Source organism: Lactococcus sp. EKM203L (assembly GCF_011800585.1).
In the GTDB taxonomy this organism is placed as follows: domain Bacteria; phylum Bacillota; class Bacilli; order Lactobacillales; family Streptococcaceae; genus Lactococcus; species Lactococcus lactis.
Genome location: NZ_JAALEQ010000012.1, coordinates 1 through 19,760, shown reverse-complemented (window position 1 = coordinate 19,760; position 19,760 = coordinate 1). Strand labels below are relative to the sequence as shown.

21 protein-coding genes and 1 pseudogene are annotated in these 19,760 nt (G+C 35.2%); 18 read left to right on the top strand and 4 right to left on the bottom strand.

All coding sequences use genetic code 11. The annotated features are described in order from the left end of the window. Window positions 1-59: 59 nt before the first annotated feature. The 7 genes and pseudogenes from HFD15_RS12555 (at window position 60) to HFD15_RS12525 (ending at window position 11,068) form a co-directional block, all read left to right on the top strand. Complete coding sequence (locus tag HFD15_RS12555; protein WP_003130592.1) at window positions 60-1,910, top strand: proline--tRNA ligase; 1,851 nt, start codon at window positions 60-62, stop codon at window positions 1,908-1,910. Between the two features lie 15 nt (window positions 1,911-1,925). Beyond that, window positions 1,926-3,257 carry an FAD/NAD(P)-binding oxidoreductase gene (locus HFD15_RS12550; protein WP_039116467.1) on the top strand — a complete coding sequence of 444 codons (1,332 nt, stop codon included), beginning with the start codon at window positions 1,926-1,928 and terminating at the stop codon, window positions 3,255-3,257. Window positions 3,258-3,262: 5 nt separating this feature from the next. After that, window positions 3,263-3,799: a hypothetical protein gene (locus tag HFD15_RS12545; RefSeq protein ID WP_039116464.1), complete on the top strand. Its 537-nt coding sequence runs from the start codon at window positions 3,263-3,265 to the stop codon at window positions 3,797-3,799. A gap of 172 nt (window positions 3,800-3,971) precedes the next feature. Then, window positions 3,972-8,888, top strand: a complete 4,917-nt coding sequence (locus tag HFD15_RS12540) for a PolC-type DNA polymerase III (RefSeq protein WP_058208902.1) — start codon at window positions 3,972-3,974, stop codon at window positions 8,886-8,888. Window positions 8,889-9,008: 120 nt separating this feature from the next. After that, window positions 9,009-9,947, top strand: a pseudogene (comGA, locus tag HFD15_RS12535) (competence type IV pilus ATPase ComGA). Then, complete coding sequence (comGB, locus tag HFD15_RS12530) at window positions 9,841-10,914, top strand: competence type IV pilus assembly protein ComGB (protein ID WP_081042697.1); 1,074 nt, start codon at window positions 9,841-9,843, stop codon at window positions 10,912-10,914. The pseudogene comGA and the gene comGB overlap by 107 nt, the downstream one beginning before the upstream one ends. Before the next feature lie 13 nt (window positions 10,915-10,927). Continuing rightward, window positions 10,928-11,068 (top strand): hypothetical protein, encoded by a 141-nt coding sequence (locus HFD15_RS12525; protein ID WP_023164653.1) that lies wholly within the window; start codon window positions 10,928-10,930, stop codon window positions 11,066-11,068. Here the strand turns inward: HFD15_RS12525 and HFD15_RS12520 are convergent. The 4 genes from HFD15_RS12520 to HFD15_RS12505 all read right to left on the bottom strand — a co-directional run bounded on the left by HFD15_RS12520 (window position 11,065) and on the right by HFD15_RS12505 (window position 14,279). After that, on the bottom strand, window positions 11,065-12,522 hold the full coding sequence (locus HFD15_RS12520; protein WP_137016107.1) for a recombinase family protein: 1,458 nt from the start codon (window positions 12,520-12,522) through the stop codon (window positions 11,065-11,067). The genes HFD15_RS12525 and HFD15_RS12520 overlap by 4 nt on opposite strands. 124 nt (window positions 12,523-12,646) lie before the next feature. Further along, window positions 12,647-13,186, bottom strand: a complete 540-nt coding sequence (locus HFD15_RS12515) for a PH domain-containing protein (protein WP_023164651.1) — start codon at window positions 13,184-13,186, stop codon at window positions 12,647-12,649. 80 nt (window positions 13,187-13,266) lie between these two features. Further along, window positions 13,267-13,866, bottom strand: coding sequence for a hypothetical protein (locus HFD15_RS12510; protein ID WP_167593669.1), 600 nt, complete (start codon window positions 13,864-13,866; stop codon window positions 13,267-13,269). Between the two features lie 11 nt (window positions 13,867-13,877). Beyond that, window positions 13,878-14,279, bottom strand: coding sequence for a helix-turn-helix transcriptional regulator (locus HFD15_RS12505; protein WP_167593670.1), 402 nt, complete (start codon window positions 14,277-14,279; stop codon window positions 13,878-13,880). Between the two features lie 160 nt (window positions 14,280-14,439). Between HFD15_RS12505 and HFD15_RS12500 the strand changes: the two genes are divergently transcribed. From HFD15_RS12500 to HFD15_RS12455, 11 genes are all read left to right on the top strand, one after another. Then, window positions 14,440-14,646, top strand: a complete 207-nt coding sequence (locus HFD15_RS12500) for a helix-turn-helix transcriptional regulator (protein ID WP_153927607.1) — start codon at window positions 14,440-14,442, stop codon at window positions 14,644-14,646. Between the two features lie 45 nt (window positions 14,647-14,691). Continuing rightward, window positions 14,692-15,381, top strand: a complete 690-nt coding sequence (locus HFD15_RS12495; RefSeq protein ID WP_167593671.1) for a Rha family transcriptional regulator — start codon at window positions 14,692-14,694, stop codon at window positions 15,379-15,381. Window positions 15,382-15,396: 15 nt separating this feature from the next. Continuing rightward, on the top strand, window positions 15,397-15,579 hold the full coding sequence (locus tag HFD15_RS12490; protein WP_003130605.1) for a hypothetical protein: 183 nt from the start codon (window positions 15,397-15,399) through the stop codon (window positions 15,577-15,579). After that, window positions 15,576-15,698, top strand: coding sequence for a hypothetical protein (locus HFD15_RS14550; RefSeq protein ID WP_023164646.1), 123 nt, complete (start codon window positions 15,576-15,578; stop codon window positions 15,696-15,698). Before HFD15_RS12490 ends, HFD15_RS14550 begins: the two co-directional genes overlap by 4 nt. 12 nt (window positions 15,699-15,710) lie before the next feature. After that, window positions 15,711-15,896 carry a hypothetical protein gene (locus HFD15_RS12485; protein WP_167593672.1) on the top strand — a complete coding sequence of 62 codons (186 nt, stop codon included), beginning with the start codon at window positions 15,711-15,713 and terminating at the stop codon, window positions 15,894-15,896. A 30-nt stretch (window positions 15,897-15,926) separates the two neighbouring features. Next, window positions 15,927-16,100 carry a putative transcriptional regulator gene (locus tag HFD15_RS12480; RefSeq protein ID WP_167593673.1) on the top strand — a complete coding sequence of 58 codons (174 nt, stop codon included), beginning with the start codon at window positions 15,927-15,929 and terminating at the stop codon, window positions 16,098-16,100. 33 nt (window positions 16,101-16,133) lie between these two features. Next, a complete protein-coding gene (locus tag HFD15_RS12475; protein ID WP_255457194.1) occupies window positions 16,134-17,072 on the top strand; it encodes a recombinase RecT in 939 nt (312 codons plus the stop codon). A gap of 1 nt (window position 17,073) precedes the next feature. Next, window positions 17,074-18,090: a DUF1351 domain-containing protein gene (locus tag HFD15_RS12470; RefSeq protein WP_167593675.1), complete on the top strand. Its 1,017-nt coding sequence runs from the start codon at window positions 17,074-17,076 to the stop codon at window positions 18,088-18,090. A 273-nt stretch (window positions 18,091-18,363) separates the two neighbouring features. Then, window positions 18,364-19,410, top strand: coding sequence for a DnaD domain-containing protein (locus tag HFD15_RS14420; protein WP_238785369.1), 1,047 nt, complete (start codon window positions 18,364-18,366; stop codon window positions 19,408-19,410). Between the two features lie 10 nt (window positions 19,411-19,420). Continuing rightward, window positions 19,421-19,561 (top strand): hypothetical protein, encoded by a 141-nt coding sequence (locus HFD15_RS12460; protein WP_160321429.1) that lies wholly within the window; start codon window positions 19,421-19,423, stop codon window positions 19,559-19,561. Next, window positions 19,524-19,673 carry a hypothetical protein gene (locus HFD15_RS12455; RefSeq protein ID WP_167593676.1) on the top strand — a complete coding sequence of 50 codons (150 nt, stop codon included), beginning with the start codon at window positions 19,524-19,526 and terminating at the stop codon, window positions 19,671-19,673. The genes HFD15_RS12460 and HFD15_RS12455 overlap by 38 nt, the downstream gene beginning before the upstream one ends. Window positions 19,674-19,760 lie beyond the last annotated feature (87 nt).

The following is a 19,760-nucleotide window of genomic DNA, read 5'->3' as shown; positions in this document are numbered from 1 at the left end:
CGTCTTCTATTTCAAAAGGAAAGAAGCTGAACCAAACTCATAAAGGAAATTTTAAAATTATGAAACAATCAAAAATGCTTATACCAACCCTTCGGGAAATGCCTTCTGATGCCCAGGTTATCAGCCATGCCTTACTTATGCGCGCAGGATATGTTCGTCAAGTTTCAGCAGGAATTTATGCTTACTTGCCATTAGCAAACCGCGTACTTGAAAAGTTGAAAAATATCATGCGTGAAGAGTTTGACGAAATTGGTGCAGTAGAACTTCTTGCCCCAAGTCTTTTGACAGCTGACCTTTGGCGTGAATCTGGCCGTTATGACACATATGGTGAGGATTTATATAAATTAAAAAACCGTGATAATTCTGATTTTATTTTAGGACCAACACATGAAGAAACAATGACTTCTCTTGTCCGTGATGAAATTACTTCTTATAAAAAATTACCACTTAATGTTTACCAAATTGCTCCAAAATTCCGTGATGAAAAACGTCCACGTTATGGACTATTGCGAGGTCGTGAGTTCTTGATGAAAGATGGTTATAGCTACCATGCTGACCAAGATTCATTGGACGAGACTTATAATGATTACAAAAAAGCCTACGAAAAAATCTTTGAACGTGCTGGCTTAAATTTTAAACCAATTATTGCCGATGCTGGAGCAATGGGTGGTAAAGATAGTCAAGAATTTATTGCTATTACAGATGATAGAATCAATCTTGAAAAATGGCTCGTTTTGAGTAAAAATATTACATCAATCGAAGAAATTCCAGAATCTGTCCTTTCAGAAATCAAAGAAGAACTTGGCAAATGGTTAATTGCCGGTGAAGATACAATTGTCTACGCTGAAGGTGGCGATTATGCGGCAAATATTGAAATGGCCAGCAGTCAATTTGAACCAAATGTAGCTTATACTGAAGAACTTGAACTTGAAAAAGTAGCGACACCAGGTGCTAAAACAATTGATGAAGTTTCAAAATTCCTTGAAATTGATGAAGAACAAACAGTTAAAACATTGGTTTATCACGCAGATGATGAATTAGTGGTTATTTTGTTAAATGGTAATGACCAACTCAACGAAGTCAAATTGACCAATTATCTTGGAGCATCATTTATTGAAGCTGCCAGTGAAGCAGAAGTTGAAGAAAAATTTGGAGCTCATTTTGGTTCACTTGGACCAATCGGACTTGAAAATGTCAAGATTATTGCTGACCGCAAAGTTGAACAAATTAAAAATGCTGTGGTTGGAGCTAACGTTGATGGTTTCCATTATAAAAATGCTAACTTTGGCCGTGATTATGAAGTTGAAGAGTTTGTTGATTTACGTACAGTTAATGAAGGTGAAATTTCACCAGATGGCCGTGGAACTTTGAAATTTGCGCGTGGTATCGAAATTGGACATATCTTTAAATTAGGAACTCGCTATACAGAAGCGATGAATGCCAATATTCTTGATGCGAATGGTCGTTCAATTCCAATGCTCATGGGTTGTTACGGAATCGGTGTAAGTCGTTTGCTTTCAGCTATTTTGGAACAATTTGCTCGTATCTATGTTGAAAAAACGCCAAGAGAAGAATTTAAATTTAGCTGGTCAATTAATTTCCCTAAAGAATTAGCACCATTTGATATTCATCTTGTTCCAGTTAATGTTAAAGATGAAGCAGCAATGGAATTGACTTCTGAACTTGAAGAAAAATTGCGTGGCAAAGGTTATCAGGTCTTAGTAGATGACCGTAATGAACGTGCAGGTGTTAAATTTGCTGACAGCGATTTGATTGGTTTGCCAGTTCGTGTGACAATCGGTAAAAAAGCTGCTGAGGGTGTTGTTGAAGTTAAAATTCGTGCGACAGGTGAAGTTGTTGAAATTAATAAAGATGAACTTGTCAATACCATTGAAATTTTAAGTAAATAATAAAAGAGATTTACTATGAAAATTGTTATTGTTGGAAGCTCCCACGCCGGAATTTGTGCCGGATTACGTGCGCTTGAAGAATACCCAGAAGCCGAAATTACGCTTTATGATAAGCGTAATCAGGTTTCTTTTGTTTCTCAAGGAATTATTTCTTATCTGGCGGGTCAAAAATCTGTCCTTAATCAATCTAGTTATTCATCGGTAGAAGAACTAAAAGCTGCTGGTTTAAACATGCAAATGGAAACGGTGGTTGAAGAGATTGATACCAAAAATAAACGGCTATTTTATCGGAGAGTCAATTCCAAAAAGACGAAACTCGCTCTCTATGATAAATTGATTTTTGCTACGGGTTCTTATCCGGCAATGACCTCTGTTCCTTTTGATAAAAAAAGCAAACTTTACTTTTTAAAAAGTATGGATGATGCAATAAAAACAGATGAATTTCTGAAAACAGCCAAAAATATTGCAGTAATTGGTGGTGGAATGACCGGAGTTGAAGTTGCTCGGATTGCCCAAGAAAGAGGAATTCAGACAACACTCATTCATCGCACTAAAAATCTTTTAAACGATTATCTTGATGAACCAGCAAGTCATTTATTGGAAAGTTGGATGAATGCAGAGGGAATGCGTCTTCTATTAAATACAGAAGTGACAGAAATTGGGTTTGACGAAGAAAATACAATCATTCAAACAGCAAATGGTCAGAAAATTCCTGTTGATGGAGTAATCTTTACGATTGGTTTTCGGCCTAATTCTTATCTTCTGAATCAACAAGTTGAGTTAGGAGATAGCGGAGCGGTTATTGTTGATGAATACATGCAAACCACTTGTCCAGATGTTTTTGCTGTCGGAGATGTTTCAACGACTTATGTTAATTTGTTGGAAAAAAGCTATTATCTGCCACATGCTTCGGATGCTGTTCGCGATGGTGAAATTGCGGCGATTAATTTACTTGCTCCTCGCCAAAAAATTAATAGTAGTCAGGGAACTTATCATGTTCCAATGAATAATTTAGTGATGGCTATGACTGGGATTACAATAAGACAGGCAGTTGATGCTGGTTATGATGCAGATGCGGTTCATTTACTAAATGAACACTTATACGGACATTCACCAAGTAATATTTGGATGATTTATGAGAGACGCACTCATCAAATTCTTGGTTTACAATGTATTGGAAAAACGAGCGATATGGCAGAGTACGTCAATATTTTCTCACTTGCGATTCAACAAGAATTAAAAATTGAGGATATTGAGTTCACAGACTTTTATTTTGAACATGGCTACAAAGACCCTCGTGGTCTCAATCGCATATTAGCTCGACTAGTAAGGGAGAATGAAAGGTAGATTGTGTGGAAACGACTAATAAAGAGATAGTTTATTGTCAAAAAGTGCTTCACTTGCTTGAGGATTTGCAGAAAGTTCAACAAAGCATTGAATCTTTTGCTGAACACTCTGATAAGCAAAAAGTTCATACTCATCAAACTCTATCATTGATTTTAAAATTAGCAGTTCTTCTTATTATTTTAGGAGTAGGAATATTTTTAAAGTTGTCATTAGTTCTTTTGTTGTTGGTTTCAGTTGTCTATTTATTCATTTTTTGTCTTTTGTTCAGATATGATTCCAAAAAATTTAAAGAAAAATTAGCTTTAGAGGGTGAAAGTTCTCTAAAAATGAAATCTTTAAATGCTGATTTAAACAAACTTAAAGAAGATGAAGAAAAAATTCAGACAGAATTAAATCATTTTCGACGAATTCCCACACAGTTTAAAACAATAGAAGCTGTCAGTCATATGATTCGCTATATGAAACGTGGCGAAGCACAGACAGTAGAAGAAGCACTCTATTTTTGGGAAATGGATGAAGAAAATCGCTCAACTGGTAAATAGTTTTACTGACAGCTCTGTCAGTAACTATTAATTTTAAAATAAAATAACTGACAGTTTTGTCAGTTATTTTATTCTTAAAAAAGTATGAAAAGCAACATTTTTTTATGCTATAATGAGAAATGAAATTCTATTTGCTAAGGATAGAAAAAATAAGATAAAGGGTCAAAAAAACATGGAAAATCTGTTTGAAAAATTGATGGAACAAATCAAAATGCCACCAAATTTGCGTCGTTCTAGCCAATTTGAGCATGCTGATATTGAAAATGTTGAAGTGCACACGGCAAGTAAGCTCTGGCACTTTCAGTTAATTTTTGATGAGATTTTACCAATTGATACATATAAATTACTGACAGAACTGACGGAAACTGCTTTTTCGACAATTGCTCGTACAGAAATTTCTGTCAGCAGTCGAAATCAAAATATTGATGAGCAAAATCTGAATGATTATTATCAATATGCACTTACACTTCCAGAATTATGCGATTCTGCTTTTTCAAGTATTTTTAAGAAATATCATCTTGAAAAGGAAGAAGAAAAAATTCACTTAATGGTGGAAGATAATCCGCAAATGGATTTTTTTGTGGAAAAATATTTTCCAATTCTAGAGGAAAAATTTAAGTCTTTCGGTTTTGGAGAATTAAGAATAACCCCTCTAGTTGACCAGGAGCTGACAGAAACGCAAGCAGCTGCTCACGCTGAAAAAGTTGCGGCTCGCTTGGCGGCTCAAACTGCAGAACAAGCCCAAATTTCTGAAATCAAAAAACAACGTTCAGAAGAACGGGAAAGCAAAAATACCAGAGAAGCAAAACCAGAATTTGTGGAAACAGCACTTTCTGACGGCATTTTCTTTGGCCGAAAAATCAGCGGACAAAGTCCAATTACCAGCATGTCTTTTATTGCTGGAGAAGGTTTTGGCGTTATTTTTGAGGGACTTGTTTTTGAAGCCGCACACCGTGAGTTTACGGGAAAAGAATCAGGCAAAGTCAACCATATTTTAGAATTAAAAATGGCTGATGAAACTTCAACTTTTATGATTTCAAAATGGGGTCGTAAGGATGAAGAAATTGCCCAATTTGACCAAATTGTCAATACTGTCAAAGCTATGAATGAAAAAATTATAGCTGACCGTACTGATGGGGAAGATAATTTTACTGACAGCTTATCTGATGCTCTTTGGTTGCGTGTACAAGGAAATATTGAACATGACAAATACAAAGATGATTTGGTGATGACCGCTAATGCGGTTGTGGAAATTAAACCTAAACCAACCATTGACCGTGTTGCTCTTCAAATCAAAGCTGTAAAATCAGATAAAATTCAATTAGGTCGCGAAATCAAAAATAATGAACCCGTCACTCCGATGCGTTCTGTCAGTGAATTTTCGACTAACGGACCGGTTGTTTTTGAAGGATATGTCTTTAAAGGCGAACTTCGTGAAATTAAATCACGTAAAACAGGAAATATTAGTTACCTTCTTGAATTTGAGATGACTGATTACACTTCAAGTTTTTACGTTCAGAAATGGCTACGTGGCGAAGAAGAAATTCAGCTAGCCAAACAAATTAAAGCGGGACTATGGTGTCGAGTCCGCGGGAATGTTCAACGAGACAATTTCAAAAATGATTTAGTCCTACAATTGACCGATTTGATTGAAATTCCGACACAAAATGTTCGCGAAGACAAATCAGATGAAAAACGTGTTGAATTTCACGCGCATACTAATATGAGTCAAATGGACGCCATTCCTTCTGCTTCTAGTTTGGTTGCTCAGGCTGCTAAATGGGGACATAAAGCTATTGCAATTACTGACCATGGTGGTTTGCAATCTTTCCCTGAGGCTCACTCGGCTGGAAAGAAGAATGGCGTCAAGATTATCTATGGCGTCGAAGCCAATCTTGTTGAAGATAAAATTCCGATTGTTTACAATGAAACTGACGTTGATATGTATGAATCAACTTATGTTGTATTCGACGTGGAAACAACAGGACTTTCGGCAGTTCATAATGATTTGATTCAGATTGCGGCAACAAAAATGCACAAAGGGAATCCAATTGATGAATTTGATGAATTTATCAATCCAGGATATCGTTTGAGCGAATTTACAACAGAATTAACCGGAATTACAGATGACCATGTCAAAAATGCCAAACCATTATATGAAGTTCTAACAAAATTCCAAAAGTTTTGTGAAGGAACAATTCTTGTTGCCCACAATGCAACATTTGACGTGGGCTTCATGAATATGAACTATTCACGAAATGGTTTGCCGATTATCACGCAACCAGTGGTTGATACCCTTGAATTTGCCCGTAATCTCTACCCAGAAATGAGACGTTTTGGTTTGGGTCAATTGACTAAGAAATTCCAAATCGGACTTGAACATCACCATATGGCCAACTTTGATGCGGAAGCAACCGGACGTTTGCTCTTTGTATTTTTGGAAGAATTACGTACTAGAAATACAGGATGGACAAGTCTTTTAGAACTTAATGACAAATTGGTCAGTGAAGATTCTTATAAAAAAGTTCGTCCAAAACACGTGACTTTATATGCCAAGACACAAGAAGGTTTAAAAAATCTCTTTAAAATTGTTAGTTTTGGGAATGTTAAATATTATGCTGGTCTTCCTCGGGTTCCACGTTCTGTTTTAGAAGCCAACCGTGAAGGATTGTTGGTCGGTTCGGCCTGCGAAATTGGTGAAGTTTTTGATGCAGCAATCAATAAAACATTTGAAGAAACGCTTGAAATCGCCAAGTTTTATGATTTTATCGAAGTATTTCCACCAGCTCTTTATCGTTCACTTGTTGTTGGTGGTTCTTTCAAATCAGAAAAAGAATTGGAACAAACGCTTAAAGATTTGATAAAAATTGGTAAGACTTTAGGCAAGCCAGTTCTGGCCACAGGTAATTTACATTATTTGAACCCAGAAGATGCTATTTATCGAGAAATTATTGTTCGCTCACTTGGTCTTGGAGCTGAAATTAACTGGACTCAAGGACATGGGGAACATGCCAAACCTCTTCCGTTACCCGAAGCTCATTTTAGAACAACTGATGAAATGCTTGAAGCCTTTAGTTTTCTTGATGAGAAGACCGCGCGTGAAATTGTCATTGACAATACGCAAAAGATGGCGGATGAATTTGATGTATTGACTCCAGTTCGGGATGATTTATATACACCTAAGATGGTTTTTGATGGAGGAGAAACCTCCGAAGAACGAATTGTTCGCTTAACTTATGAAAAAGCACATGAGTGGTATGGTAATCCATTGCCAGATATTATTGACGCACGACTTGAAAAAGAACTTCGATCGATTTTAGGAAATGGTTTCTCAGTTGTTTATATTATTTCACAAGAACTTGTAAAACGTTCTAATGACCGAGGCTATATCGTTGGTTCACGGGGTTCTGTTGGTTCATCACTTGTTGCGACAATGATTGGGATTACCGAAGTAAATCCTTTGGCTCCACATTATCGTTGCCCAGAATGTCAATATTTTGAATGCTATGATGATGGATCTTTCGGTTCTGGTTATGACATGCCAGATAAAAATTGCCCTAAATGTGATCATAAACTCATCAAAGATGGGCATGATATTCCTTTTGAAACTTTCTTAGGTTTTAAGGGAGACAAAGTTCCTGATATCGATTTGAACTTCTCTGGGGATGATCAACCCCTTGCTCACTTGGACGTTCGAGATATCTTTGGTGAAGATTATGCCTTTCGAGCAGGAACAATTGGTACGGTTGCTGAAAAAACAGCCTTTGGTTTTGTCAAAGGTTATGAACGTGATTATGATCAATTTTATGGAAATGCAGAAATTGACCGCTTAGCTGCTGGCTCAACTGGTGTTAAACGAACAACAGGACAGCACCCTGGTGGGATTATCGTTATTCCAAATTATATGGATGTTTATGATTTTTCTCCTGTACAATTTCCGGCCGATGATGTTAATGCCGAATGGCAAACGACTCACTTTGATTTCCATGCGATTCATGACAATATCTTAAAACTTGACATCCTTGGACATGATGACCCCACGATGATTCGAAAATTACAAAGTCTCTCTGGTATTGTTCCTCAAGATATTCCAATGGATGACCCAGGAGTGATGAAGCTTTTCACTGGGACAGAATCTTTGGGCTTGACCGAAGAACAGTTAGGGGTAAAATTAGGAACTTTGGGAATCCCTGAAATGGGAACTTTCACCTCAATGAACATGATTGCCGAAGCCAAACCTAAAAACTTCGCAGATTTACTCCAAATTTCTGGACTTTCACACGGAACGGACGTTTGGTCAGGAAATGCTCAAGATTTAATTCGTTCAGGGATTGCCGACTTATCAAGCGTTATTGGCTGTCGGGATGATATCATGGTTTATCTTATTCATAAGGGGCTAGAAAACGGTCTTGCTTTTACAATTATGGAACGGGTGCGTAAGGGAATGTGGAATAAAATTCCCGCCGAAGAACGTGAAAAATATGTAGAAGCTATGCGAGAACATGATGTTCCTGAATGGTACATTGAGTCTTGTTCAAAGATTAAATACATGTTCCCTAAAGCCCATGCGGCAGCCTATATTATGATGGCTTTACGGGTAGCTTATTTCAAAGTTCATCATCCAATATTGTATTATTGTGCATGGTTCTCTATTAGAGCAACTGCCTTTGATATTGGGGTAATGGGAGCAGGTCTTGAAGCAGTCAAAGCCAAAATGAAAGAAATTAAAGATAAAGGTTTTGATGCAACAAATGTTGAAACTAACCTCTATACGACTTTAGAGCTTTGTAATGAAATGTTAGAGCGTGGTTTCACTTTTGGTAAAATTGACCTTTATCGCTCGGAGGCTACTGAGTTTGTTATTGATGGTGATACTTTAATTCCGCCATTTGTAACAATGGACGGATTGGGTGAAAACGTAGCAAAACAAATCGTTGCAGCGCGTGCTGAAGGTGAATTTTTAAGTAAAATGGAACTTCGTAAGCGTGGTGGTGTTTCACAAACGATTATTGAAAACATGACCAATATGGGTGTTCTTGAAGGAATGCCTGATGATAATCAATTAAGTCTATTTGATGATTTCTTTTGATTTTTCATAAAATACTCTTATCTTAAATGATAAGAGTATTTTTATTTTTAGAAATAACAAAATGTCGAAAAATTTTCGTCTTTTTTGTTACATTAACTGATTATTTGCGTATAGTCTAGTATGATACCAAAAATGGCAAAAGAATTAATTCAAAGAGCAATTGATAGAGGTGCATCAGATATTTATCTGATTGCTTCAAAAGAAAAGTATAAACTTTATTTTCGACAAATGACAGCACGTGATCTGGTAGAAGAAATTGGGTTAGAAGTTGGCTTAGCACTACTTACTCACTTTAAGTTTCTAGCTGGGATGAATACAGGAGAACGCAGACGAGTTCAATTGGGAGCTTGTTGGTATGAATTAGAGGAAAGTAATGCAAAACGTTTGCGTCTTTCGACAGTGGGGGATTTCGAGGGTAATGAATCTTTAGTAATACGTCTCTTGCATGATCAAAACAAAAAACTTGATTTTTGGTTTGATGAAGAGCTAGAGAATTATGATTGTAAAAGAGGGTTGCATCTCTTTGCCGGTCCAGTAGGCTCGGGCAAAACATCTTTAATGTTTGATTTAGCTCGTCGTCATTTTACAGATTTACAAGTTATCACTATTGAAGAACCCGTTGAGTTGATTGATTCCGATTTTATTCAGTTACAAGTCAACGAAGTCATTGGTAATAGTTATGATGAATTAATTAAATTATCACTGAGGCATCGCCCAGATTTGTTAATCGTTGGTGAAATTCGTGATAAATTGACCGCTCAAGCAGTTTTACGGGCTAGTTTGACAGGTTATACAGTGTTTTCAACCGTTCATGCCTCTTCTGTTAGAGGTGTCATTCAGAGACTATCAGAGCTGGGTTTAAGTCATTGGGAAATAAAAAATGCTTTATCAAGTGTTGTTTATCAGCGTTTAATAGCTGGGAAAGGAGTATAAGACATTGCCAAAAACGAATTTGAGTCTTGGTCATCAGAAAATTGGAATAAAAAAATTGATCAGCTACTTACAAATGGATATCTCACACCTACTGAAGCCAAAAGGGAAAAAATTAAGACTGATTAAACAAGCCAAACTTATCCAACTGATGGGAAATCTTTTGAATAGTGGATTTAATTTAGGAGAAGTGATAAATTTCTTATCTTTATCAAAACTTGTGGAAAAAGAATTTACATTAAAAATGAAAGAAGGTCTCGCTTCTGGTCAAGTTTTATCAGAGATTTTAGAAAGTCTTTCATTTTCTAAAAATGTGGTGACACAACTTGCTTTGGTAGAAGTGCATGGTAACTTGTCAGGGACGATGCAATTGGTTGAATTTCATCTAAAAAAACAGCTTAAAGTTAAAAATAAATTAGTGGAAGTTGCTACTTATCCAATATTGTTATTAATTTTTCTGGTTGGAATTATGTGGGGCTTAAAAAATTATTTACTACCACAACTCAATAGTGGCAGTAACTTTGCTACTCTATTGATTAATCATTTACCCTTAGTATTTTTTTCGTTTGGAGCTTTTATATTTTTACTGACAGCTTTGTCAGTAACTCTTTTTAAACGAAAATCAGCAATAATGAATTTTACATTTCTTGTTAAATTACCTCTGGTTCATTCTTTTATCCGTTTATATTTAACAGCTTACTTTGCAAGAGAATGGGGAAATCTAATTGCTCAAGGTGTTGAATTACGTCAAATTATTAACTTGATGAAAAAACAAAAAAGTCGAATTTTTTCAGAAGTTGGCAAGAATCTTGATTTAGAATTGAATGCTGGTCGGTCTTTTGAACAAGCTGTCAGTAAACTTGCGCTTTTTTTACCCGAGCTCTCATTAATGATTGAATATGGAGCTATTAAAGATAAATTAGGCTTAGAGCTTTCGCTTTATGCGGATGAATGTTGGGAACATTTTTTTACAAAGATAGATCGTTTAATGCAATTAATCCAACCTCTTGTTTTTATTTTCGTAGCATTGATGATTATTTTGCTGTATGCAGCCATGTTACTCCCCATCTATTCAAATATGGGTTCTGGAATATAGAAAGGATGAAAAAATGGAAAGAACAAAGAAGTTTATTTTAAAAAAAATACAAAAGATATTTTTATTCGTTAAAATTTGTGAAAAAAAATGCCGTCAGAAAGAGCTAAAAGCTTTTACTTTGATAGAGATAAACGAAATAAAAACTCGCAATTAAGCGAGTTGGAATTTAAATATGATATCTATATTATCAGCGGTAACATCAACTTTTGATATAAGATTATTAACAATTTTCTTTTTATCTTCATAAGAAATTTTACTAATGGGGGTTTCCCCAAGTTCAGATTTAACTAAGTCAAATATCTCAGAAGTAGAAGGCTTATCAACTTCATTTATTTTTGCTTGAATTAATTTTTTCTCTCCTTGCAGCATTTCAGTTCGCTTTTTTAAATCATCCATTGTAATAAAATCATTTAGATATAAGTCTGAGTTTTTTTGAATTTTATTATTAATAGATTTGAGCTGTTTTTGAAATCCTGATGTATCAACTTTTGATTCTTCTTTTATATTTAAAATTTTTCTTAATTTCTTATCACTCTTTTGAAATCCGTTTAGTGTTTTTAAAACAATATCCTCAATCCATTGCATATCATAAGCTCCTGAATCACACTTCTTATTATCGTTATAAGTAGTCACTCCTTTAGTTTTTCTGGGGAATCTATTAACACATTGGTATTTCATAGTACGGCTTCCGTCTTTTCTCCTATGGCCCAAAACAATCCTCAAAGGAGCGCCACAATAACCGCAACGAGCTATTCCAGAAAGCAGATACTTTGCCTGAAAAGGTCTTGGATTGTTATTTTTTTCATAGGTTTGTTGCTGACGGGCTTCTAGTTCCTTTTGAACACTTAAATAAGTTTCATGAGAAATAATGGGCTTATGCAATCCTTCAAAAGTATTATTTTTATATTTTATATAGCCACAATATACGGGATTATCAAGAGTTTGCCGTATTGTTCGATAAGACCAAGGTAGTTCTTTTGCGATATGTCCATCTTCATTAAGCTTATCCCTTAACTTTGTAATTGAAGTTCCTTTTAGATATTCGTTAAATATTTGTTCTACAATTGATGCTTCTAAAGGATTTATTTCCAATATTCCAGTTTCCTGATTGTGGGAATACCCAAATGCTGTCTTTGCCCACATCATAGATTTACCAGACTTGGCTCGTCCGATTTTTCCCATAGTCATCCGTTCTTTAATGTTTTCACGTTCAAACTCATTAATTGCTGACAGAATTGTTAAGAATAAACTACCCATAGCAGAGGAAGTATCTATACTTTCACTTAAGGAAATAAAGTCGATTTCATTTTTTGTAAAGACGTCTTTAACTAAATACAGAGTATCTCTTACACTCCTTGAAAGTCTGTCTAGTTTATAGACGATTACTGTATCAAATTTTTTTAAGCCTATGTCAGTAATCATTTTTTCCATTGCAGGGCGAGTTAGTTTCGAACCAGAAAAACCGGCATCTGTATATATTTCTGAAACTTTCCAGTCCATTGCCTCACAGTACATCTTTAATTTATCTATCTGCTCATCTATAGAGTATCCTTCCTCTGCTTGGTTCGTTGTTGATACTCTGGTGTAAATAGCCACCTTCTTACTCATTTGCTTTTTGCTCCAATTCTATGTTAAAATTGAGCATAGTAAAACACCACATCTTTTGTGTGTCTTGCTATACATTTGTGATTAAGCCCTCCTCATCGACCAAAACTTGGAGGGCTTTTTTGTTTTATGAATTAATTTTTTGTCTATTTTCGATAGATAATTGAACTAAAAATCTATAAAAATCTGAGACATCAAGTTTTTTAGGGAAAGAGAATTCATGAGTTGAAAGAGTTGTTGTTAGAGATTTGTAGTATGGGTTAGAAAGATAAGTAACATACATGTTAGTATCATCAAATCCAAATCCAGCTGCAGTATAGCGAACATCAACAATACTATCTAAGAAAATTTGTGTGATAGCTTTTTTCTGTCCAGTAACACCTTGAGCATCAATAAAAAGAAGTCGGTTGTTGGTTACAATGATTTCATCACGAATCAATTTATAAGATGAAATAATTTGCTCATTTTCAACAAGCATGTGTGACCAGTTAGCTGTGGCAGTTTTTGTGCTTTGTGCTGATGCATTTCCCAACATTCCTTGTAAGAAATTTCCAGAATCAGCGCCAGATACAGCATTATCAACTCTACGAGTAGTATCTGAAATCTTATCAGATGCAACTTTTGCAGCTTTATCAGCGACTTTATTTAGATTATCTAATAATCCCATAAAAAAACCTCCTGCCTAGCTTTTAACGAGGTTCAGGTCTTGCTCGTAGTTTTAGTTACTTTTTTAATAAATTTATACTTTTAAAAGAAGCGATACGGGAAAATGACAGGGCAGTCCATTTTTTTTCTAACAAGTATCTCAACTCTATTATACATATTGCTTGGGAATCCAAAATGCGCTAAAAATCTATCTATGGAAACTGGTTCGTCATAATCACATTCAGCCATGAAATCATCAAGGCATCCTTCCAAAGAACGACTTCCTCGGTTTTCAATTGCGTTAATAGTGTTCAGTTCCTCAATAACCTCTGAATCACGTTTTCCAAGCTGTAATTCAGCATATTCAAATGAACAACCACTTATCTCACAAAAGAGTGATAAGTCATTTTTGCGTCCACCATGTTCTTCAAAAATATCCCACAGAATCCAAAACGCCTCTTTGTTGGCTCTTTTTTCACTTGGGCTCATTGAGTCATTCTCACAAACTCTCTTATCTTCATATTTTGCATGAACAAATTCATGACAAATCCAAAAAGCAGTAGCAACACTGAAATCAATTGCACATAGCTTATATAACGAACTGATGTTAGCAATTCCGCCATCAAGATTCACATTTTTTACAATATAACCTTTATTCTCAATCCAAGAAATGAGCATTTCTAAAAGTTCTTGTCCTGTCATAAGAACCTCCCTTAATCGTTATTAGGATGATTTTTCTTATATTCTTGAATTTCGTCATAAAAGGCAGCAAGAATATTTGCTTTTGCGCGTTCGGATATTGGTTTTCCTCCAGCAGAAGCCCAACTCCAGTCAATATCATCCGCAGACAGTTCTTTGACAAAGTCAATTGTTTTAGGTTCTTCTCTATCTGTTTTTCTTTCGACAAGATCAGATTTGGAAATGTTGAAATAATTAGCCATCATTTCAATTTTATCAATGCGTGGATAGGTATTGCCTTTTATCCAATCTCGTACAGTAGAATATTTAAAGTTGAGAGCTTCGGATAAGTCGGCGACTGTCATTCCTCGTTTATCAAGCTGCTTTTGTAAATTGTCAGCCATTATTTCTTTATTACCTAAGTCTTTAGTTATCATAATGACATTATATGGTAAAACCGCAAAAAAGTAAAGTAAAAACCAAAAAAAATGCGGAAAAAACCAAAAAAAATATAATTTTTAGTTGACATTGCGGTTTATCCGTGATAAAATACAATCATGGTTATGGTTTAACCGCAAAAAAGAAAGGGGGTCACCTTTGGATAAAGAAAAAGAGAAATACTCTCTAAAAGAGTTGAGAGCTAGAAAAAAATTAACTCAAAAGGAAGCTGCCGAAGAAATTGGCATTACTGAGAACACTTGGGTAAACTGGGAGAGTGGTAAGACATATCCAAACGTAATATCTATAGGGTTGTTAGAAGATTTATTCGAAGTTAGCTTTGCTGAAATGAAATTTTTACCATAAATTGCGGTTTAACCGTAAAACGAATCAAAGAAAGGAAATAACTAAATGAATCAATTAGAAAATACATTAACTTCTCTTGAAGTTGCAGAAATGGTTGGGCGTCGCCATGACCAAGTTATTCGAGATATTCGAAAAATAATCGAGCAATTAGCTGACCACAAAAGTGTGGCGAGCTACTTTACAGAAGACACATACAAAGATAGCACAGGTCGAGAACTTCCCTGCTACCGCCTCACTAAAAAAGGATGTGAACTTTTCTCAACTCGAATGACTGGAGCTAAGGGAACTCAGTTTGCAGTAGCTTACATCGAACGTTTTAACCAAATGGAGCAACACATCAAGCAAGTTCAAATTCCAACAACACAACGGGAGCTTGTTCAACTAGCATTATCTGCTAATGAAGAAACAAACCAACGAATAGATGTAGTTGAAACTAAGATTCAAGAAATTGAAGAAAACAAGTTGATTACTACAGAAGATAAAGGAACCATTGATTCTCATGTTCGTAAAAAAGTAGCCAGTATTTGTCGAGACTTGCGGCTTGACCAACAAGCGAAAAGTTTACTTTTTCAGGATTTAGGCTCAAGCATTAAGCGTTTATTCAATGTCCCTAATCGAGGGCGAATTAAAGACAAAGATTTTTTGAAAGCTCTTGATTTCGTTGATACATGGGAGCCATCATCAGTAACGAAAGCGCAAATTCATCAACTTAGCTTATTTGACGAAACGGCTTAGAAAGGAGCATGAGATATGGCTACAAAACAAACAAACCTGAACCCAACAGTCACTTTTTGGTCAGAAGGGAAGACAAACAGCATGAATCAAGAGCAGTTTGACAATTGGAAAAAGAAAACTCCTTGGCCAAACGATTCTTTAAAAATTTTAGTTGATGCGGCTTTAAGTCGCAAAGAAAGTAAAAAGGAGATTGCATGATATTTAGAATTGTTGACCCTGATACTGGAGAAATTCTTGATAGGGAGTTCTTAGTAGAAAAAGAGGCTATACGGAATTTTAAAATAAAAGCCAAACGCCTGAATGCAGTTATTCGTTAGATAGGAGAAAAAATGCAAAAACAACTAAGCCAATCGAGCTGGAAAACAGTAGCGCAAAAACGTGAGCGAGATTCTATTGAATTAATTCGTGAAATTCGAGGGCTGAGAATCGAAAAAGCTCAAGGGAAGGTATACGAGAAAGACTCAGAGCGGATGCATCGTTTCGATAATTTCAAGTCACCTTTTGCATGGAAATAAAAAAGCCCTCGCAGGCAAATGGAGGTTCTAATGGAACAAGTAAAAACAATTAATCATCTTGGACAAGTAGTTTATCAAGAGTCAGTCGAATTTTATAAAGAAAAACTCTCAGTTTACTCAAAAGATTTTCTTCAAAATTCGCTCATCCCTCAGCTTTATGAATGGTCAAATGCCTATAAAGCAGCGGTTGAGCTTGCAAAATAAAAAAGCCCGCACGGACATGCGGACTAAGACGTGATGTGTCTTTATATATTTTTATACCTAGATTATATCACGTTTCAACAAAAATCAGAAACGGAGAATTTAAAAATGGCAAATGAAATATCAAGTTATTTGAAGCAACCTAATATTATGCAACAACTTTCAGAAACTCTTGGAAGAAATTCAGCTCCATTAGTAACGAGCGCTTTGACGGCTGTTGCAAATAACTATCAACTTAAGGACGCTACACCAGTAAGTGTATATACTTCTCTTATGAAAGCAGCAGCATTAAATTTAACAGTTGACCCTAATCTTGGTTTTGCCTACTTAGTCCCTTATAAAAGAAAATTCAAAGAAAATGGCCAATGGGTAAATGTTACAGAAGCACAATTACAAATTGGATATAAAGGACTTGTGCAATTAGCTTTACGAAGCGGACAAATTAAGTCAGTTAATACTGGAACGATTTATGAATCTGAATTTAAGGGCTATAACAAAATAACTGGAGAATTCACAATTGATGAAACGATTATTCCAGATGAAGACAAAGATGAAGTGGCAGGCTACTTTGCTTATGTTCAACTTGTAAATGGTGGGGAATCTAAGCAATTTTCAAGAAAGAAACAAATTGAACATTTTGCAAAAAAATATAGTAAAGCTTATAGCTATGACCTTGATAATAATAAAAAATCAAGCCCATGGTCCACAGAATTTAATGCTATGGCAGAAAAAACCGTTCTTAAACAAGTTCTTAAATTTGTCCCAATGTCATTAGAAATGCAAGAAGCAGTATCAATCGATGAAAATGATATGAAATGGGCGAAAAGGGTTGATGAAGAGACAGGGCTCGAAATTCCTGACCAACAGCAGATTGAAAACTTTGATAAGGATGATTATGCTGCGAAAAAGATGGAAGAATTAAAAGCTCAAAGTCAAAATAAACAGCCAAAAGAAGTAACAGCGGAGGATTTCTAAAATGAGTGAAGTTATTGAAAACGAAGAAGTAAAAGATATTCAAATTGAGTTTAAGCCGGCTGTTATAAATATTCTTGAAGAAGAAAAATTCAAAGAATCTATTAGTCGAGTCGTTGCAGAATATACTGGTCACGTTCCAAGCGTAGAAAATTTAACGGTTGATAAAAAAACTCGGGCGAGCTTGAATAAACTAATTACTAAGATTGAAACAAGACGTAAAGAGATTAAAAAAACAATTAATGTCCCTTACGCAGAGTTTGAAGGTTGGTACAAAAAAGCGATTGCTCCAATGGAAAAAGTCATTGAAACGATTGATGCAGGAATCAAAAAAATTGAAACTGAGCAAAAAGAAGCAAGAAAAAAAGTTGTTCATGAATTGTTGGTTGAACTGACAACAGACACAGAAGTAGATTCACGAATCTTTGAAAACTTCGTTGATGACTGGGCCAAAGCATCAAACTTTAATGATATTAAACCTAAAAAGCAGCTTATTGATTCTATTACTTATGTTATTGATGGGGAAAAGCAAAAGATTGCTGAATATAAAGCAAATAAAGATACGATTTCAAACTTTTGTTTTGGAAATAATGTCAGTGATACACCATATATTCGGATGCTTGATAGTGGAAAATCTGTCAGTGAAGTAATGTCAGCAATTTCTGAGGACGTTCTTTTTGAAAAACAGCGCAAAGAAGCTGAGGAAAAACGAAAAGAAGCAGAAAGACAAAGACAAGCTGAACTTGAAAAACAGCAGCAAGAATTTGAAACAAGAAAGCTTGAAGCGTCGTTTAACAGCGCTGCTTCAGTATCAACTAAAATCATTCAGAGCGAACCAGAAAAAACAAAATCTAGTCCTGATGAAGAAATTGCTGAAGTTTCTGGAACTGAAATCGTTCAGAAGTATAGAGCGGTAATTGAAATTTGTTTTTCAAGTCTTGAAGAAAAAAATAAATGGAAGCAAGTTATGGTTGATAACGGTTTCGGAGATTTCAAAGCGAAAGAGTTTGGGAAAATTTAATCTATGAGCAGAGCTGGAGTCCTCAAAAATCCTATGCAGCTAGAATTAGAAATAATTCAACTTTAGCAAAGCCACCTTGGGCGGAGGTTTCGTATTTAGTCAGCCTGAGCAAGCTTTCAACTGCTCCCGCTTTTGCGGTAGGAGGTCAAAATGGTATATGACGATTATATGATTAAACGATACATGGAAAAATACGGTTGTGATTACGATACAGCGGTAAAGGTGTTTAATGATGAAACAAATTGAAATAAAAAATAACGGGAAGGAGGGGAAATGAGTAAAAGAATCATTGAAACAAGTTTTTGGACTGATGAAAAAGTCATTGATAATTATTCTCCAGAAGATAAATATTTCATGCTTTATTTGCTGACAAATCCCAAAACAACTGCAATAGGAATATATCCACTGCCAATTAAAATAATTGCTTTTGACATCGGTTATTCAAAAGAGAGCGTTCTGACACTAATTGAAAGATTTGATAAAACTTACAAAAATATTGTGTATGACGCAAAAACTCAAGAAATCGCCGTCTTGAATTCTTTAAAATATACTATCTCAAAAGGTGGAAAACCTGTTGAAGATATGATTAACAGGGAATTAAATGCAGTAAAAAATTCTGATTTAATTGAGAGCGTTTATAAAAATATGTTGGATTGGTGGTCTATTTCGGATAGAAAGTTTGACGAACTTATTAAAAGTTCATTTGAAAAAGAAATTTCTAAAAGAAAAGAAGCAAAAGAAAAGAATGCTAATACTAATGTTAATGCTGATGCTAATGCTAATGCTAATACCGATTCGGTGGACGATTCGTACCACGATTCGTTAAAACCGCATAACAGCAACAACTACGACACTTTTAATTTTTCGAACGAATCGTATAGCGAATCGCCTAACGAATCGTCAAATGAGAAAACTGATTTTCAATACTTAATTGAACTTTATCAAGAAAACTTTGGAATAGTAAAACCAATTCTTTATGATGATTTGAAAGCTGATTTAAAAGATTATGGTCTTGAGTTAATTATTGAAGCAATCAAACGAGCAGTAAAAAGACAACGTGAGTATTCCTATGCACAAGGCATTCTAAAATCTTGGAATCGTTCAGGAATAAAAACACTTGAGCAGGCAAAAGCTGAGGAAGTTAGTTTTCAAAACAAGTCTCAAAATAATCAGAATAAATTTCAGCAGCAAAAGCCAATCAAACCAGCTCCTAATTGGTCAAACCCAAGTTATAAAAACAAAACAACGGCAGAAGATTTAAGAAAATTAGAAGAGCTTCGCCAAGAATCGCTGAGTAAGCTGTCAACAGATAAAAATTAAAGGAGTTTTTATGCCACGTATACCAAAAGCTGCTAGAGCAAAGCAAAAGGATAAACATCGCAAAAAAATTGCAAAGAAAATCAAGCAAAATAAACGTGAAATGGAAAAATGGAATGAAATCATTAAAAGAAAAAGAGTTGATGAGGAGTAAAGGCTCTGAAACGCTTAAAAAATTAAGTGATAAAGACGAACCTTGGTTTCACAAGGATTTTCACAAAAAAATTAAAGAGCTAGGAAAAACCAAAAATGAAAAAAACAAATAAAAAATTAATCACAACAGCAGTAGTCGCAGCAGGAATCTTTGGTTCAGCAACTTTTGGAGCTTATGCAGCTAATGCATGGGCAGGACA

Coding starts and splice junctions, on each gene's coding strand:
- HFD15_RS12555 (WP_003130592.1), top strand. CDS start 60: ATGAAACAATCAAAAATGCTTATACCAACCCTTCGGGAAATGCCTTCT.
- HFD15_RS12550 (WP_039116467.1), top strand. CDS start 1,926: ATGAAAATTGTTATTGTTGGAAGCTCCCACGCCGGAATTTGTGCCGGA.
- HFD15_RS12540 (WP_058208902.1), top strand. CDS start 3,972: ATGGAAAATCTGTTTGAAAAATTGATGGAACAAATCAAAATGCCACCA.
- HFD15_RS12525 (WP_023164653.1), top strand. CDS start 10,928: ATGGAAAGAACAAAGAAGTTTATTTTAAAAAAAATACAAAAGATATTT.
- HFD15_RS12520 (WP_137016107.1), bottom strand. CDS start 12,522: ATGAGTAAGAAGGTGGCTATTTACACCAGAGTATCAACAACGAACCAA.
- HFD15_RS12515 (WP_023164651.1), bottom strand. CDS start 13,186: ATGGGATTATTAGATAATCTAAATAAAGTCGCTGATAAAGCTGCAAAA.
- HFD15_RS12510 (WP_167593669.1), bottom strand. CDS start 13,866: ATGACAGGACAAGAACTTTTAGAAATGCTCATTTCTTGGATTGAGAAT.
- HFD15_RS12505 (WP_167593670.1), bottom strand. CDS start 14,279: ATGATAACTAAAGACTTAGGTAATAAAGAAATAATGGCTGACAATTTA.
- HFD15_RS12495 (WP_167593671.1), top strand. CDS start 14,692: ATGAATCAATTAGAAAATACATTAACTTCTCTTGAAGTTGCAGAAATG.
- HFD15_RS12490 (WP_003130605.1), top strand. CDS start 15,397: ATGGCTACAAAACAAACAAACCTGAACCCAACAGTCACTTTTTGGTCA.
- HFD15_RS14550 (WP_023164646.1), top strand. CDS start 15,576: ATGATATTTAGAATTGTTGACCCTGATACTGGAGAAATTCTTGATAGG.
- HFD15_RS12485 (WP_167593672.1), top strand. CDS start 15,711: ATGCAAAAACAACTAAGCCAATCGAGCTGGAAAACAGTAGCGCAAAAA.
- HFD15_RS12480 (WP_167593673.1), top strand. CDS start 15,927: ATGGAACAAGTAAAAACAATTAATCATCTTGGACAAGTAGTTTATCAA.
- HFD15_RS12475 (WP_255457194.1), top strand. CDS start 16,134: ATGTGTCTTTATATATTTTTATACCTAGATTATATCACGTTTCAACAA.
- HFD15_RS12470 (WP_167593675.1), top strand. CDS start 17,074: ATGAGTGAAGTTATTGAAAACGAAGAAGTAAAAGATATTCAAATTGAG.
- HFD15_RS14420 (WP_238785369.1), top strand. CDS start 18,364: ATGAGTAAAAGAATCATTGAAACAAGTTTTTGGACTGATGAAAAAGTC.
- HFD15_RS12460 (WP_160321429.1), top strand. CDS start 19,421: ATGCCACGTATACCAAAAGCTGCTAGAGCAAAGCAAAAGGATAAACAT.
- HFD15_RS12455 (WP_167593676.1), top strand. CDS start 19,524: ATGAAATCATTAAAAGAAAAAGAGTTGATGAGGAGTAAAGGCTCTGAA.